This window comes from Blochmannia endosymbiont of Camponotus sp., assembly GCF_023586085.1.
Lineage (GTDB): Bacteria > Pseudomonadota > Gammaproteobacteria > Enterobacterales > Enterobacteriaceae > Blochmanniella.
In genome coordinates, this window is sequence record NZ_CP097757.1 from 234,246 (window position 1) to 250,494 (window position 16,249).

Sequence of the window (16,249 nt, forward strand, 5' to 3'; positions counted from 1 at the left end):
AAGTAATTATATCAAGCACAATAGTGGTTTTTTTAGTATTAATATCCTTATCTAGTATAATTAGATTAGTTGATGAACTACGTAAGATAGAAGAAGGGAATTATTCTATTTTTGAAGTTATTATTTATATTGTTTTAAGTTTACCAAAAGATTTTGAATTATTTTTCCCTATAGCTACTTTATTAGGCGGTCTTTTAGGTCTAAGTGTACTTGAAGTACATAATGAATTTATAGCGATGCAGGTTTCTGGATTTAGTAGATTACAAATTGCTTTGTCAGTTATAAAAGCTTCTGTTCCCGTATTACTGTGTAGTATAATTTCTAATGAATGGGTAGTTCCTAATAGTGAAAAAATAATACATACATATCGTGATAAATCACAATATGACACTTGTTTGTTATCTGTAAAGTTTAAAAATTTGTGGTTTATAGATAACAATGATTTTGTTTATGTTGAGCGTGTAGTTTCATGTAGTGAGTTATTGGGAGTAAAGTTGTATAATTTCGATGAAAAAAAAAAATTAAAAAAGATATTTTATGTTAATCGAGCAGTATTTATTAGCAAAGTATGGCATTTAATTGATGTGAATGAATTAGATATTTCTGATGAAATGTGTATTGTTAATAAAAAAATATCACATTCTGAATGGCATGCTGCATTAACTCCATATAAATTATCAATGCTGATTACTCATCCGAATGTTTTATCTATTTCTAAATTATATCATTGTACGAAATATTTTAATAAGGTTGGTCAAAGTTCAAAGTATTATCAGATGATATTTTGGAATAAGATATCATCTCCTATATCTGGATCAGCTATGACCATAATGGCATTAGCATGTACTTTTGGTCCATTATATAAAAAAAAGACAGGATTCAGATTATTTATAGGAAGTATAGTTGGATTTTTATTCTATATTTTAAATCAAATATTTGGAACATTAGGTATAATATATAATATTCCACCAATAGTTGGATCAATATCGCCTAGTATAATATTTTTGGTAATTAGCACAATTATCATATGGATATATTCATAAATTTATTAAATTAGGAATCTTTAAAAAGTTTTCATATTTATTTTATTTTAGTTAAAAACATGTCTTTGGTAAATTCTCGTAACCATTTGTGAGCAGGGGAATGATTGTGTTTAGAATGCCATGCTTGGATGATATTTCTTTTTCCTAAGTTAAAATCAGTATGAAAATATGTTATTGGCATATTTAATTTTTGTGCAATTGTTAACACAAATTCTGGGATTATAGCCAACGCGTCTGAATTAATGATAGCATTTACAGTAGTAATGTATTCAGGAGTAATACCAATTAGATTTCGTTCTGACCAAAAATATTTGTTATGTTCGTCAAAATTGGTTAAGTATTCATTTTTAGTTTGAATAAATTGATATTTTAATAAATTATCCATATTTTTATTTTTGGATAAAATGGGATGATGATTTCGGCATATTAAACAACACTTAGATACATAGATAGTTCTAATGGTTATTTCAGGGTTAAGAGAACGTATTTCTCCTATATATAGGTCTATGGTATGATTGCGCAAAAAATCATCGTCATAGTCTGAATCATTTACTAAATTAATAAATACGTTGGGAGCGCTATTTTGAATCTCTTGGAATAAGATAGTATTGAGAATAAAAAAAATAGCATGATTTGATGCGATAGTAAATGATACCGTAGTACTTTTAGGTTCAAATGCTATGTTACTATTGAATACTGATTCAATACGATTAACTAGTTCTTTAATATTTTCTTTCAGAGACATTGCTTTAGGCGTTGGAATTAATTTAGTTCCACTACGAACTAAAATTTGATCATTAAATAAAACGCGTATTTTATTTAGAGATTTACTAATAGCTGGAGCAGTGACATTTAGTTTTTTTGCCGCTAAATTTACACTATTATCTTCTAGTAGCGCATTAAGAACTACTAGTAAATTAAAATCGAAATTGTTCATATAATAAAATTTCATATAGTATTTATGTACCAGGTATTATAATGTATAAATATACAAGAGTAAAATATATTAATGTAATCAATTATGATATTCTTGTCGATAATAGGTATATTAAAGATAAATACGACATTTACATTTTGCATAAAATAAGAATTATAAGTGATAGACATAGTTGAGAGAAATAAAAATGTATGATATATATTACTACTACGAGTAGTAATATATATTTGATTATCGTTTCATATTGATTAAGGTATTTTTTTAAGAAATAAAAATATGATTTTGTATGTTTAATAATTAAATGAAATAAATATGCATAAATCAATTTTTTATGTGATAAAATCATATTTTATGTACTATACGTATAGTTTGATTATTAAATATTGATTTTAGAGAATGCTTTTAAAGTATGTTTGTTTGCCGAAGTGGCGAAATAGGTAGACGCAATTGACTCAAAATCAATCACTTTTTATAAGTATGCCGGTTCGATCCCGGCCTTCGGCAGAGTTTATATAAGAAAGGTTGTTGCGACAGAAAAATCTAAAATGTCTATATATTTTAAAATTTTTTGTTTGAGATTTATAGGTATTAAGTTAAGGTGAACTAAATATATTTTATAATAGCACTGAATGAGCATAATTTATTTTTTAAATTAGCATGTTTCTATGTACTAGTTACAGTTAGAGGAATTGGGATTAATATTTGATAAGAATTCAAGTTGCAATTAAAAGTATCGGGAAATTTATTAGGAGGTGGGAAAGAAAGGTGAAGAAGTAAGAGTTGTATGAAAGTTGAATTAGATTAGGGGGTTTTTTATTAAAAGATGTTATGTTATAACATCACTTAAATTATTAAGAGAGTTGCATGTCATCATTTTATTCTAAACAACGGTTATCTATTGGAATGAGACTGTTTATTACTTCAGGATTAGTTCGTATGCTCATAGTATTAGTGATATTAATGTGTTTGTGGGCTGCTATTCTTTGGTCGTCTTTGTTACCCTAATAATACAAGGTTAAATCCATGATGACATTATATAATGTAATAGCAGGTTATTATGGTCGTAATGTTAGTCCATCCGTGAGCGGTCGTATTAAGTATGGCAGTATGATTGCAATTGTAGGACCTAATGGAATAGGAAAATCTACTTTATTAAAAACATTAGCTGGATTATTACCCCCGATATCTGGTACATTAAAATTTGGAAAAAGAGGTAAACCTCGTGTAAGTTATTTACCTCAGGATAAAACTATAGACTATCATTTTCCATTAACTGTTTTTGATGTAGTATCTATGGGTTGTTGGCCTAGAATAAATTTGTTAAAAAGACTAAATCAACGTCAAAAAATTGTGATTTGTCGTTCTTTAGAACAAGTAAATTTATTGGATTTATTAAATCAATATATAGAAAATTTATCAGGTGGACAGATTAGACGCATGCTGTTTGCTAGAATATTAACGCAGGAAGCATCGTTAATTTTACTTGATGAGCCGTTTCAGGGTGTTGATGCAAATACTTGTAAAATAATGATACATTCCGTAAATCTGCTTTGTAGGAGAGGATGTACTGTAATTGCTGCATTGCATAATGACGAATTAGTAACTGAATATTTTCCTAATATATTATCATTAACTCATTCTTGTAGCATTTGGAATCCTTCTGTATAAATGTGATAATTTAATTTTATGTAATTTCATATATTTTATACATGAAATTATTGATATATATTATGTTTATTTTGGTAAAAATATGGTTATTCATATGTTGTTTGATCCTTTTATTAATTGTGGTTATATGCGTAGAGCTATAGTTGCATGTTGTATATTATCTATTAGTATGACGCCAATTGGCAATTTCTTAATGTTAAAACGTATGAGTCTAGTGGGAGATGTATTGTCTCATGCCATATTACCAGGAGTAGCTATAGGATATTTTTTTTCAGGTATGTCATTTGTTATGATGAGTATAGGAGGATTTATTTCTGGTTTAGTTGTTGCAATATTATCCAATTGGATTAGTGAAAAAACATTGTTGCAAAAAGATGCTAGTTTTTCTGGATTTTATCTTGGATCTTTAGCATTTGGAGTTATATTAATGTCATTACATGGTCCTAATATAGATTTATTAGATTTATTGTTTGGATCTGTTTTATCTGTAAATTTATTGCATTTAGAATGTATTGGAGTAATTGGAACAATAACTTTGCTTATTGTTGCCTTACTTTATAGAGCTTTGATTATTGAAACGTTTGATCCAGATTTTTTAAGAGGAAATGGTGTTAAGGCGTCTAAATTTATTCAAATAGTTTTTTTATCAATAGTTATGTTGAATTTAATAGCAAGCTTTCAAGTGACAGGCACTTTAATGTCTGTTGGGTTAATGATGTTACCTGGGTTATCAGCTCGGTATTGGGTTAAGAGTTTAATGAATATGCTTTTGTTGTCAGTATTAATTGCTTTATTGTGTTCATGGATAGGATTGCTTGGAGCATTTTATATGCTTTTTCCAGCAGGTCCTGCTATCGTAGCATGTGGTAGTGTGGTATTTTTAGTTTCAGTATTTTTTGGAAGAAATAAAGGTATTTTATTTTTTATGTATTATAAAAAATAAAATTTTTTTGCATTACTTATTTAATTAATCATTTATTATGTTAAGAAGAAATTAAGTGTGTTTGTTTAAAACACTATTTTTTGTAAACATGAACATATAGTAATTGAATATTTATATGATTAATTTTAATTTTTTATATGAAATTATATTTAGCAATATTGCTTGTATCTACTTGCATGTAGAAATATTAAGTTTTAATAGTATTAAAAATTTCTATTATTAATTTTTTTAGTATTACTAATAAAATTAGGTATAATTTTCATTTAAATTAGATATCTTTGACTGCAATTAGAAACTAATAAATAATGATTTTGATAGTCATTATTATTGTTGTTGTTTTTAGCAGATAAAAATGTGATACTGTATGATTTATAATATATATCAACAAAAATTAATGTATCTATAACATTTGTTATGATATCAATAACAATGGTATTTTTCAGTTAAGCTTATATTATAAAAAATAAGGAAATTAAAAAATTGAATTTTTTGAAAAAGATGTAGAATAGTAATCTTAAGTGGGAAAAAATAAATCCTTCGTGCTTTTAGGAAAAAAATATATGACATCCCATATATGTTACTTTTTGGTCCTTTATAAGGAGCAGTATTATTTAATGTCATGTTATATGAAATATGACTGTAAGTAATAATCACTTCAAACTGGTGTTTATGTTTACTAGATACTATAATTGCAATTTACTATCATACGGTTGCCTAAAATTATTCTCGTTACTTAATGAGATTTTGTGTTTTATAAGATAGCACATAAAATATACGTAATTTTATAATTAAACTATGTTCATAAACTAATATTTATTTTGATTTAAATTGTTTATTTCGGTAGCATAGATTAGCTTTAATAGTATTTAGTATGTGCTGTAATTATTAGAAATTATTAATTTTTAGTTTGTGCGCGTCAATCATGGTTTATGGTAAAATTATAATTTAATTGTATCTCCTAAATATACTTGTTGTACATTTTTGTTATTCAAAATTTCATTAGGAGATCCATGAGCAATTAATTTTCCTTGATTAATGATATATGATCGCTTACATATACGTAATGTTTCTCTTACATTATGATCGGTTATTAACACTCCAAGTCTACGGGCTTGGAGTTGTTTAATGGTTTTTTGTATATCTATTATCGCGATTGGATCAACTCCAGAAAAAGGTTCATCAAGCAATATAAATTTAGGATTAGCAGCCAATGCTCGCGCGATTTCTACGCGTTTTCGTTCTCCTCCAGATAGTGTTTGACCAATATTGTTTCGTAGATGATTGATATGGAAGTTATTCATTAATTCTACAATAAGTTTATTGCGTTTTTTTGTATTAAGATTACGTTGGGTTTGCAATATAGCCATTAAATTATCAAATACCGTCAATCGACGAAAAATTGAACTTTCTTGAGGCAAATAACCTATTCCTAACCGAGCTCTAAGATAGATTGGAAATATACTAATATCTTTTTTACCAAGGAAAATATGCCCGGCATTATGTTGAACAATTCCTAATATCATATAGAATGTTGTAGTTTTTCCTGAACCATTTGGGCCTAATAATCCAACAATTTCTCCAGAAGAAATATATAAACTTATGTCATTAACTACATAACGTCCTTTGTAGATTTTGGATAAATTTCTTATAGTAAGTGTTGTCATGCTATCGAATTAGAATTAATTATATAGTATATATTAAACATATTTTTTAGATTGATTGGCTAATAAAGTTGTTATAACTTTATTACCTTTATTAGAAATAGCTTTCATTTGTTTTTTTTTTATTGAGTATATGATTTTATCACTTTTTATAGAACTTCCTGATTGCTCTATATAAGCATTACCAATAAAAGTAACGGTATCATCGTTAGTGCTATAATATATTATCAACGATTGAGCAAATATTGAATTCTTTATGTCTTCTTGTGTTTGATTTAAAATAGCAGGTTTTCCATGCGCTTCTATTACAGATAAATGATGTATATCTTTTGCATGAGAGATGAGTATTTTATCTGCATGAAGATTGATATTTTTATATTTAAGAGTAACTTGATTTGTAAAAATTATTGTATTAGTTAGCATATCAATTGACTGGCATTGAGAACAAATTTGAATTATTTGTGTTTTTTTGTGTGTTATAGCATGGGAACATGTAAACATAAAAAATATGTTAATGCAAATAAGGATCGTTCTGTTTTTACCGTATATGTTGAATTTCATAATAAGTTTGTGTACTATCAATTAATTTGATTGTTTGTGTATGCAGATTAGCATGCATTTTCATCCCGACAGAATAAAAATAACGACCATGTATAATTACTTTTTTATCTGCAATAATATCTTGGGTTATTAAATTAATTATAGCTTGGTTTGTTTTAATGGATTGAAAATATGCACTATCTATTAAATTATTCATATGGACGTGTCCATGTAAATGTAATATTTTTCCATGATCTAATCTAGCTTGATTTGCTGTAATTTTCCATATTGGAGTATTTTTTTCATTAAAAGCAGTTACGTCAGGATGCTTAAACCAAGTAATTTTTTGATTTGAAAAATGTTGAATACAATACGCTGTTAATTTAAATTTAAGTTGCCCTGTCGTATAATATGTGTTAATCACTACATTGTTACCTTGATGAGTATAAATCTCTTTATTGACCAATGAATTTAGTGATGTATTCAACATGATTAGTGATTTTTTTACAAAAATAGACAAAAAAATTATTATTAATATTAATAAAATTAAAATAAAAATATATTTTTTGTTTTTGTTTAATAATCTAGATAGATAAAACATCGTGTTATCTCATTATTGAATGGTTATAATTTAATATTATTAATTGGTGTAAATAATAAAAAATATTATCAGGAGTTGATATAAATCAAATATTGCTTGGACCGTGAATTTTAGTGTTATTTTGGTGTGAAGAAGGCTACGTATAAAATAATGTATGTCATAAAATAATACGATTGAAACAGTTATCTATAACAACATAAAATGTAGTGTACAGACATAACAATATATTCATTAACTTAACGTGATATATAATGAAATTAATTTCAAAATATTAATTTTTAGTTTAGTTGCTAATTTTGAAATTAATGTTAATAACATATAGTATTATATGTTTTATTTAAGCGTTACGTATTTCTGATAGATTTAGGTGTCTTTAATTTTAGTTTGTGATAATATTTTTATGATTAAGTTGTATTGTATTAGATAATATAAGTAATATATATTGTGTGTAAGTAATATATTTATATATGTAATTTTTAAGTTTGTTTTTTATTAAAAGTATAATTTTTATATGTAAGATGAATATTGTTTATATTCAGTAATAAAATTTTAATTTATATAAAATATATTATCGTTAATTTTTCTAAAATAGAAAACAATTATTATCTTTAATAAGATAATCGAATTTACTTTTATAGATTTATTAATTGAACATAATTTTTTATACATTATATACACAACATAAAGATATTTAATATCATAAGCGTATGAGTACGGGATAAATCTCTACAGGATTTTATCACTATATGATTATTTAGGTTAAATATTCTTATGTTGTAGTACGTATGCGTAAATTATATATTGTAAATTTGTATTATACGAAGTCACTTTAGATAAATTTGTATATATTCTTTGTTACATGTGCATTATAGTCAAATAGTGCGTATGTAACAAAATAGATTATTAATAATTAAATTAGAAATATAATAATATTTGTTATTTATGTAATAAAGCGTATTTTTTAATTTATTTTTAATATTGATGGAAAATTTATTCTTAATGCATTTGTAATAAAAATTATAAGTTGTATGAGAATTATTATCATTTTGGTAATGTTATTAGTAATTATAAATACATATATCCATCCCAAAAATAGTTGGAAATAATGTTATAAATTATAATAAAGATTGTTTAAGCTTATCAACTACACTTGAGTAGTTGATATAGTCGGTGGTGTGTTTATTGATGTAATTTAAAGCGTTACTTTAATAAAAATTTATTTTTAGTAATGTTTAATATTAATTTTTAATTATAAACATATAGATATAAAATTTATTAAAATATGGTTGATATATTATAAATTTTAATAATATCTGGATGAGTGAAATAATTAATTTATAAATATAATGTTATTTTTACATTATTCAGTGTCTTATAGGTTCTATAAATAATAAAATTTTTTATTTTTATAGTTAGGTTAATAACTATTATGAGAAAATTATAATAATTAACCTAATAATATAAAAATAATATTTTTAAAAAATATGATGTAAGTATATATAAAAAATATATTTGATGTACTATCAATATTTTCATAGGTATATATTATCAATATTGGTTTAATTATGATAAATATGGTATCTAAGATTTTTAGATAAAAAAGATATTGTTGTGTATACTATAGTATTTTATAGATACAAAGAGTTTTGTAGATATATAATATACAAAAATTTTAGATTTTATCTTTTAATGTATTCTCATTGAAAGATAAAGATAGTAATGATTATTGTTAGATATTGACTAAAAATAAAACCAAAAATTAGTTATTTAAGATTAAGATTAAATATAAATTTCAGAATATTTTAATTTAAAAATAACAGCCTAAAATAATTTTTAAATAAAACATGATTAAGATAATTATTTGTTCTATTATTAATTGTATTTTTTAAATGGATTTGAAGCTTATGAATGGGAATGAAGTTAAAGGTATTTTATTAAAAAATTTATTATTAGATGAAGTGTATGTTTCTTTCTATGAAAATAGTTGTCAAATTATAGCTATAGGTCATATATTTTATAATATGAATGAATTAGAGCGGCATAAAATGATATATGCTCCTCTTATGCGGCATATATTAAATAATGAAATTCATTCTGTATCTATTCAAGCATTTAATCCTGAAGAATGGAATAAAAAACGTATGTCATATAATATATGAATCAGGTTTTTAATTACTATAGTAATAGTATGTAATTAACGTTAAATTATGATAATGGATAGATTTTACATTTATGGTCCTACTCCTTTAAATGGTGAAGTGAGGATATCAGGAGCTAAAAATTCTGCATTACCAATTTTGTTTGCTACGTTATTAACTGAGGAACCAGTAGAAATTTTCAATGTTCCCAAACTGAAAGATATTGACGTTACTGTAAAACTTTTAAAAAAACTGGGAGCAAAAGTGGAACATTGTGATGTGGTTTTTGCAGATACTAGCAGTGTTAATACATGTTGTGCTCCTTACGATTTAGTTAAATCTATGCGTGCTTCTATTTGGGCATTAGGACCATTAGTGGCGCGGTTTGGAGAGGGAAAAATTTGGTTACCTGGTGGATGCTCGATTGGTAAAAGGTTAGTAGATTTGCATGTTAATGGGTTAAAAAAATTGGGCGCAACAATTATGTTAGAGAAGGAATATGTTATAGCTTCTGTGAATGGACGATTGCATGGCGCTCATATTATAATGGATAAAGTTAGTGTTGGAGCTACAGTCACTATTATGAGCGCTGCTGCATTAGCAGAGGGAACTACTATAATTGACAATGCTGCTCGTGAACCAGAAGTTGTTGATACTGCTAATTTTCTTATTATGTTAGGAACAAATATTAATGGAGCTGGAAGTAATAGAATTATTATTGAAGGAGTTCGAAAACTAGGTGGCGGAAAGTATTGTATTATACCGGATCGTATTGAAACTGGAACTTTTTTAGTTGCTGCCGCTATTTCACGTGCAAATGTGGTTTGTTTAGGATCACGTCCAGATACTTTACGTTTTGTTTTAAAAAAATTACGTGAATCTGGAGCTGAGATCAAAACTGGTAAAGATTGGATTAGTTTAAATATGAATGGAAAACGACCAAAAGCTATTACTATATGTACTAAACCATATCCAGGATTTCCTACCGATATGCAAGCGCAATTTACTTTATTGAATGTAGTATCTGAAGGTACGGGGAAAATTATAGAAACTATATTTGAAAATAGGTTTATGCACGTTCCAGAACTTATTCGTATGGGAGCTCGTGTTAAAAAATCAAAAAACATGATTGTTTGTCATGGAGTTAATTCATTAGTTGGGGCACAAGTCATGGCAACAGATTTGCGAGCATCTGCAAGTTTAGTATTAGCTGGTTGTATTGCTGAGGGATTAACGGTAGTTGATTGCGTATATCATATTGATCGGGGATATGATCGTATTGAAAAAAAATTAAAGAACATGGGAGCTTGTATTGAACGAGTCACTAATAAATAGCTTATGTTAGATATATAATTATTTTTATTTAATTGATTTTGTAATCTTTTATATTTGATTTATTTTTTTAAATAAATCAAATATAAAAGATTACAAAATCAATGCAAAAATTTAACGTAGTAATAGAAATATATTTGCATCTCCGCGGACAATGTTAAGTGCAATAATAGATGGTTTTTCGTTTAAAATTTTGCGTAATTGAGATAGGTTATGTACTTTCGTACGATTTAATCCAATGATTATATCTCCTTTTTGTAAACCAATAGCATAAGCTGGAGAATCTTTGGCCACTTCTTCAACTTGTACTCCTTTTGTTCCATCTTTTAAATATCCATTACTTAAAGAAGCTCCTTGTAATGCAGGAGTTAATACCTCTTCACTGGTGCTAACAGAGGTGCTGTCATCTAGTAAAACTGATATTGTTTGTATTTTTCCATCTCGTAACAACCCTAGTTTTATAATTTTACCTGGGGTGGTAGTACCAATTTTGACTCTTAATTCTGCAAAATTTTTTATTGGTTTTCCTTCTATAGATACAATAATATCCCCTGCTTTTATATTTGCTTTAGCAGCTGCAGTTCCTGGTAAAACTTCGCTAACAAATGCGCCACGTTGTGCGTCAATATTCAGCGCCTTAGCAATATCAGCAGTTAATTCCGTTCCTTTAATTCCTAATTGCCCGCGTTTCACTTCTCCAAATTCGATTAGTTGTTGACTTAAATTTTTTACAATATTGCTAGGAATAGCGAAACCAATACCAATATTTCCTCCACCAGGTGTTAAAATGGCAGTGTTAATTCCAATTAATTCTCCATGTAAGTTTACTAAAGCCCCTCCAGAATTTCCTCTATTTATAGAGGCATCAGTTTGTATAAAATTTTCTAGTCCTTCAAGGTTTAAACCACTTCTGCCTAGTGCTGATACAATGCCAGAAGTTGCTGTTTGACCTAATCCAAAAGGGTTTCCTATCGCAACAGCAAAATCACCAACTTTTAAGATATCGGAATCAGCCATTTTTATTTCAGAAAGATTTTTAAATTTTGATAATTGAAGTAATGCTAGATCAGTTTGTTCATCATGTCCTATTAATTTCGCATCAAATTCTCGACCATCGTTGAGTTGTACTTTAATTTTATCCGCGCCATTTACAACATGATTATTAGTAATAATATAACCCTTATTGGCATTAATAATCACTCCTGATCCCAATCCTTCAAATGGTCTAGACCCGAAATTTCCTCCGGGTATATCTGGTCCAAAAAAATATTTGAATTCTTTAGGTAAGGTAAGTTTTCTTGCTGGTTGAATACCCTCCACATGTACACTTACTACTGCTGGAAGCACTGTATCTAACATGGGAGCTAAACTTGGTAGGAATCCTGATTTTTCCGTAGAAAATGTTGTATGATTGATAGAAGATTGAGAGCATGAAATGCTTAATGCGAATAATATACTCAATATGTTAAGTAAATGTGTTGTTTTCATAAATAATTAATTTAGTTAGTTATATTCTTAGGTAAGAATAATATTTATACTAAAATGTTTATAAAATTTTAGTGACTAAATTACATATATTGAGGCCTATAATTAATTTTAATTGTCCGCAAGCTGTGGTGTTGAAGACAACACTTCATACATGAAAATATAATATAGGGTATAATGAAATTTATATAAATGATGCTAGCTTTATTTGTTATCATGATTTTTTAGAGTATTTTCCGTATTATTAGAATAATCTAGTGGTGCTTCTATCGGTAGTTGTTCGTTTTGTATCTTTGCTTCTTTAGTGTTAAACATGCACATTATATCTTGAATATGTGCGTTTGGTAGAAAAAAATTAGCGCTTTTTTTTACATTATGATATAGATGACGATAATCAACTATCATTTTGTTTAATAACTCTATGGTGCATAAAAAGTGTTTACTTAGTTCTCTTTGGTATTCATTTAGCTTAATTTTGTTTTCTTGTAATTCGTCGTATAAATTTTTTTGATTATGTAGCAAATAACGAGTTCTGTAGTACATTATAATTGCCCCTGTTGTAATACCAATTATTAAGCTTGCAAGTATATACATACATATCATGGTAATAACTCCTAAAATTTATTTTGTTTAATACACTTTGTTTTGTATATTAATTAAGTGGCATAAGTACTTTGGCTAAATATTTAGGTGATTAAAAATAATCTTTAAAAATTGTTTAGGAATATTAATTATCGATTTTATTAATTGATAATATACAATGAATTTATTCATTGTAAAATATAATGTGATTATATTTCTTAATTATTTAAATTTTAGTTAATCTATAGACATATAGATGTGAGATATTTTATGTGTTGAGTATTAATACATATCTGTTTTAAATGTTAAATAACATTGGAGAAATTTTATTTTTGAATGACGCTATTATAGTATAGAATTTATTGTGTTATAATGATTTTCATATTAAAAACCTATTTTTAATTAGAATAGGTAGATTTTTATGTTGAGTTGAACTTTATTTTCATGAAAACTTTTATGGCAAAATCAAATACGATTAGACGAAAATGGCATGTTATTGATGCTAAAAATAAAATACTTGGTCGTTTATCTACTGTGATTTCTAGATATTTAATTGGCAAACATAAAGTGGAATATGCTCCCCATATTGATATTGGAGATTATGTTATTGTGTTAAACGCAAAAGAAGTATCTGTAAGTGGTCGTAAGCGTGATAATAAGATTTATTATCATCATACTGGGTATGTTGGAGGTATTAAACAATCTAATTTTAAGAGAATGATTGATAGGTATCCTGAAAAAGTAGTTGAAATTGCAGTTAAAGGTATGTTACCTAAAGGTCCTTTAGGTCGTATTATGTATTGCAGATTAAAAGTATATTCGGGAGATACACATATACATTCTGCTCAAGCACCTCAATTAATAGATTGTTGATGAATAAAATACAATGGAAAATAGAGTATGATCTATAATCAATATTATGGTACCGGGCGAAGAAAAAGTGCATCAGCTCGGGTATTCATTAAACTAGACGCGACGAGTAATGGAAAAATTATTATAAACAAACGTAAATTAAATCAATATTTTCCTAAAAATAGTATGCAGTGTATTGTTACCAGGCCTTTGAAAATTACTAATTTATTAAATAATAAGTTAGATATATATATTACTGTGAAAGGTGGAGGTACATCTGGGCAGGCTGGTGCTATATGTCATGGAATAACACGTGCATTATTGCAGTATGATGAAAAATTACGTGATGTATTGCGTTCAGTTGGATTAGTTACTAGAGATTCAAGAGAAGTAGAAAGAAAAAAGGTAGGATTACGTAAGGCACGAAGGAGCCCTCAATTTTCTAAACGTTGATATTTTTGACGCATTTTGTGTATAAATAAGTATAAGGATGTAATGGTTTTATCTTTTAAATGAGATTGAAAATTAAATATGAAATCATTTTTAATGATAAACATTGAGGTAAAGGTTCAGCATACTGTAAGTGTTTTGGTTAATAAAAATTAGAGATAGTATTATTTAAAATAACATTGATCCCTATGGGATGGTGTATGCATATACATGTCGTATTAGTGGTATGGTAGATGTGTTATTGGTTTGATGATTAGGTTTATTTATATTGTGTTATATAAAACGAAATTGATATGATCGTGCGTTTTATTTTTTAAAAATTATATATTTTAATATTCACGGAATTATAATTGATTCAATAATCGTAGGGATGTCTTTGTTGTAAGAGAATGAAGATTTATAATCATGTAGGGTTTATTTGTAATAAATATTGTTAACTTTCAAGCCATAGAATTTTAAAAAGTTCAATAATGTTCATTATGCGTATAAATTAAAAAATTTTATAATTTAAACCTAAAGTATATTTTTGATAAAAATAAAAATAGAATCTTCATTGAAGATAGAGTATATACAGAGTGATTGATTATTATTAAAATAATTAGATATATAGATAAGTATATTGTATACAAATGGTTATTTTAAGTATTTTTATTATTACTTCCTATGTTAGTAAACATATATGCATATAAATGATGATTTATAGATAAGGTGATGATGTACTATATCTATTTTTATTAAAGATTCACGCATTATATTCAATATTTCTTATTAATTTAAATGAAATAATTTATTTGGTTTTACATATGGTATATATAAACTAAAATTTAGTGTTAAAGTGTGTGTTTTTATAGTATTTGTATATGTTTAAAATGATGTTGATTTATGAATATATTGTATTGACAAATAGATTGATTAATTTCTTCATATTCAAAGTTATATCCTAATGTGGAAATAGGAAGTGTTTTATTATTTTTGTTAAAAATTCTATGTTATTTGTAGATAGAATTAATTAGAAATTTGCTAATTTGGTATATTTATGAATATAAATAAAAAAGCATTAATTAATGATAACTAGCCTTTTATGATGATAAAAGTTAGTAAATAAATTACATCATAAATGATGTGTATGGATATATTTTTACTCTATTTTCTCAAGTATTATCTGTAATTTAAACTTATACAAATAATTTTTATAAAGTATAATAAACAAACTTATTGAAGAAAAGATTTATATTTCTGATCTGTAACTACTGCATTTCCCTTATGCATAGGAAAATGCAGTAGTTACATTTTTTACCCCATTTGTTGTGTTTGCTATTTTTTCAGCATATTTACCTTCTGCATAAGTAACTTGACCCAAAAGAAATACCTCTTTATTTTCTGTAATTATTTTAATACTAGAAGCATGTATATCTCTTTTAAGCAAAAGGTTTAAACGTATTTGATTAGTAATCAAAGTATCTGTGAAAATAGATTGCAAACATATTGGCGTACCTTGTCGAATTGCATTATAAATATTTTTTGTTCCATTAATTTTAGTTACTATTTTTATGGCTTCTTTGATAAAAGAAATAGAGGGAGCCTGTCCAGTTAATAATACGTTACCCTGATATACAGTGTTTTTTATACGTGCGTATTTTTTAATGTGTTGATTTTTGTTAAAAGCGTAAGCAATATGAGTTTCTAAAATGTGATCATCCAGTTGAGTACCTATAGTACGAGGATCATGCCATGCTGTAGTAATAAATGCAGCAGTTCCGATAGCTAACATACTTGAACAACAAGCTTGCAATACCAATACAGAAAACAAAATTAATAATAATTGAACTATATGATATCTAATGTTCATTTATATGTATTCACAAATTCAGATATTAAAAATGGATATTAATACTAGTTCACTTATTATATTTTTTGTAAGTAAATTAATCGCAACTAACCATTTTGATTACACAAATGTATCAATAATAATTGTAAATAATATGAAAATACTCATTTTACTGCGAGTATAGTATAC

The 16,249-nt window shown here is 26.3% G+C and carries 14 protein-coding genes, 1 tRNA gene and 1 pseudogene; 9 read left to right on the forward strand and 7 right to left on the reverse strand.

Annotated features, from left to right (window positions below; genetic code table 11):
• Positions 1-23 precede the first annotated feature (23 nt).
• Complete coding sequence (gene lptG, locus M9400_RS00945) at positions 24-1,043, forward strand: LPS export ABC transporter permease LptG (RefSeq protein ID WP_250232567.1); 1,020 nt, start codon at positions 24-26, stop codon at positions 1,041-1,043.
• A 37-nt stretch (positions 1,044-1,080) separates the two neighbouring features.
• On the opposite strand, the gene M9400_RS00950 is transcribed toward lptG, so the two are convergent.
• Complete coding sequence (locus M9400_RS00950) at positions 1,081-1,980, reverse strand: LysR family transcriptional regulator (RefSeq protein ID WP_250232568.1); 900 nt, start codon at positions 1,978-1,980, stop codon at positions 1,081-1,083.
• Positions 1,981-2,399: 419 nt separating this feature from the next.
• Here M9400_RS00950 and M9400_RS00955 point away from each other — a divergent pair.
• The 4 genes from M9400_RS00955 (at position 2,400) to M9400_RS00970 (ending at position 4,591) form a co-directional block, all read left to right on the forward strand.
• Positions 2,400-2,484: transfer RNA gene (locus M9400_RS00955), tRNA-Leu, on the forward strand.
• Positions 2,485-2,844: 360 nt separating this feature from the next.
• Entirely contained in the window at positions 2,845-2,985 is a 141-nt protein-coding gene (locus M9400_RS00960; protein ID WP_250232569.1) for a hypothetical protein, read from the forward strand.
• A gap of 18 nt (positions 2,986-3,003) precedes the next feature.
• Complete coding sequence (locus M9400_RS00965; protein ID WP_250232570.1) at positions 3,004-3,648, forward strand: metal ABC transporter ATP-binding protein; 645 nt, start codon at positions 3,004-3,006, stop codon at positions 3,646-3,648.
• An 82-nt stretch (positions 3,649-3,730) separates the two neighbouring features.
• The gene (locus tag M9400_RS00970; RefSeq protein ID WP_250232571.1) at positions 3,731-4,591 is read left to right on the forward strand and encodes a metal ABC transporter permease; all 861 of its coding nucleotides are present in this window, start codon (positions 3,731-3,733) and stop codon (positions 4,589-4,591) included.
• A 938-nt stretch (positions 4,592-5,529) separates the two neighbouring features.
• Here the strand turns inward: M9400_RS00970 and lptB are convergent.
• From lptB to lptC, 3 genes are read right to left on the reverse strand one after another with little or no spacing between them, the layout of a single operon-like run.
• Positions 5,530-6,255 (reverse strand): LPS export ABC transporter ATP-binding protein, encoded by a 726-nt coding sequence (gene lptB, locus M9400_RS00975; RefSeq protein ID WP_250232572.1) that lies wholly within the window; start codon positions 6,253-6,255, stop codon positions 5,530-5,532.
• A 33-nt stretch (positions 6,256-6,288) separates the two neighbouring features.
• Positions 6,289-6,753, reverse strand: a complete 465-nt coding sequence (gene lptA, locus M9400_RS00980; protein ID WP_250232573.1) for a lipopolysaccharide transport periplasmic protein LptA — start codon at positions 6,751-6,753, stop codon at positions 6,289-6,291.
• Between the two features lie 37 nt (positions 6,754-6,790).
• The gene (gene lptC, locus M9400_RS00985) at positions 6,791-7,393 is read right to left on the reverse strand and encodes an LPS export ABC transporter periplasmic protein LptC (protein WP_250232574.1); all 603 of its coding nucleotides are present in this window, start codon (positions 7,391-7,393) and stop codon (positions 6,791-6,793) included.
• 1,904 nt (positions 7,394-9,297) lie between these two features.
• On the opposite strand from lptC, the gene M9400_RS00990 reads away from it, so the two are divergent.
• A complete protein-coding gene (locus tag M9400_RS00990) occupies positions 9,298-9,552 on the forward strand; it encodes a BolA family protein (protein WP_250232575.1) in 255 nt (84 codons plus the stop codon).
• Between the two features lie 54 nt (positions 9,553-9,606).
• On the forward strand, positions 9,607-10,866 hold the full coding sequence (murA, locus tag M9400_RS00995) for a UDP-N-acetylglucosamine 1-carboxyvinyltransferase (RefSeq protein WP_250232576.1): 1,260 nt from the start codon (positions 9,607-9,609) through the stop codon (positions 10,864-10,866).
• Positions 10,867-10,977: 111 nt separating this feature from the next.
• Here murA and M9400_RS01000 read toward each other — a convergent pair.
• Together M9400_RS01000 and M9400_RS01005 are read right to left on the reverse strand one after the other, a co-directional pair.
• Positions 10,978-12,246 (reverse strand): annotated as a pseudogene (locus M9400_RS01000) (Do family serine endopeptidase); the annotation flags it as partial.
• 306 nt (positions 12,247-12,552) lie between these two features.
• Positions 12,553-12,951 carry a Z-ring associated ZapG family protein gene (locus tag M9400_RS01005; protein ID WP_250232578.1) on the reverse strand — a complete coding sequence of 133 codons (399 nt, stop codon included), beginning with the start codon at positions 12,949-12,951 and terminating at the stop codon, positions 12,553-12,555.
• Positions 12,952-13,374: 423 nt separating this feature from the next.
• Between M9400_RS01005 and rplM the strand changes: the two genes are divergently transcribed.
• Positions 13,375-13,803, forward strand: coding sequence for a 50S ribosomal protein L13 (rplM, locus tag M9400_RS01010; RefSeq protein WP_250232579.1), 429 nt, complete (start codon positions 13,375-13,377; stop codon positions 13,801-13,803).
• A 27-nt stretch (positions 13,804-13,830) separates the two neighbouring features.
• Positions 13,831-14,235 (forward strand): 30S ribosomal protein S9, encoded by a 405-nt coding sequence (gene rpsI, locus M9400_RS01015; protein ID WP_250232580.1) that lies wholly within the window; start codon positions 13,831-13,833, stop codon positions 14,233-14,235.
• Positions 14,236-15,493: 1,258 nt separating this feature from the next.
• Here the strand turns inward: rpsI and dolP are convergent.
• Positions 15,494-16,081, reverse strand: a complete 588-nt coding sequence (gene dolP / locus M9400_RS01020) for a division/outer membrane stress-associated lipid-binding lipoprotein (protein WP_250232581.1) — start codon at positions 16,079-16,081, stop codon at positions 15,494-15,496.
• Between the last annotated feature and the right edge of the window lie 168 nt (positions 16,082-16,249).

What these genes read in the sequence shown, in the direction of transcription:
- M9400_RS00950 (WP_250232568.1), bottom strand. Translation starts at nt 1,980, where the DNA reads ATGAACAATTTCGATTTTAATTTACTAGTAGTTCTTAATGCGCTACTA.
- lptC (WP_250232574.1), bottom strand. Translation starts at nt 7,393, where the DNA reads ATGTTTTATCTATCTAGATTATTAAACAAAAACAAAAAATATATTTTT.
- rplM (WP_250232579.1), top strand. Translation starts at nt 13,375, where the DNA reads ATGAAAACTTTTATGGCAAAATCAAATACGATTAGACGAAAATGGCAT.
- M9400_RS00970 (WP_250232571.1), top strand. Translation starts at nt 3,731, where the DNA reads ATGGTTATTCATATGTTGTTTGATCCTTTTATTAATTGTGGTTATATG.
- rpsI (WP_250232580.1), top strand. Translation starts at nt 13,831, where the DNA reads ATGATCTATAATCAATATTATGGTACCGGGCGAAGAAAAAGTGCATCA.
- lptB (WP_250232572.1), bottom strand. Translation starts at nt 6,255, where the DNA reads ATGACAACACTTACTATAAGAAATTTATCCAAAATCTACAAAGGACGT.
- dolP (WP_250232581.1), bottom strand. Translation starts at nt 16,081, where the DNA reads ATGAACATTAGATATCATATAGTTCAATTATTATTAATTTTGTTTTCT.
- murA (WP_250232576.1), top strand. Translation starts at nt 9,607, where the DNA reads ATGGATAGATTTTACATTTATGGTCCTACTCCTTTAAATGGTGAAGTG.
- M9400_RS00965 (WP_250232570.1), top strand. Translation starts at nt 3,004, where the DNA reads ATGATGACATTATATAATGTAATAGCAGGTTATTATGGTCGTAATGTT.
- M9400_RS00990 (WP_250232575.1), top strand. Translation starts at nt 9,298, where the DNA reads ATGAATGGGAATGAAGTTAAAGGTATTTTATTAAAAAATTTATTATTA.
- M9400_RS01005 (WP_250232578.1), bottom strand. Translation starts at nt 12,951, where the DNA reads ATGATATGTATGTATATACTTGCAAGCTTAATAATTGGTATTACAACA.
- M9400_RS00960 (WP_250232569.1), top strand. Translation starts at nt 2,845, where the DNA reads ATGTCATCATTTTATTCTAAACAACGGTTATCTATTGGAATGAGACTG.
- lptA (WP_250232573.1), bottom strand. Translation starts at nt 6,753, where the DNA reads ATGTTTACATGTTCCCATGCTATAACACACAAAAAAACACAAATAATT.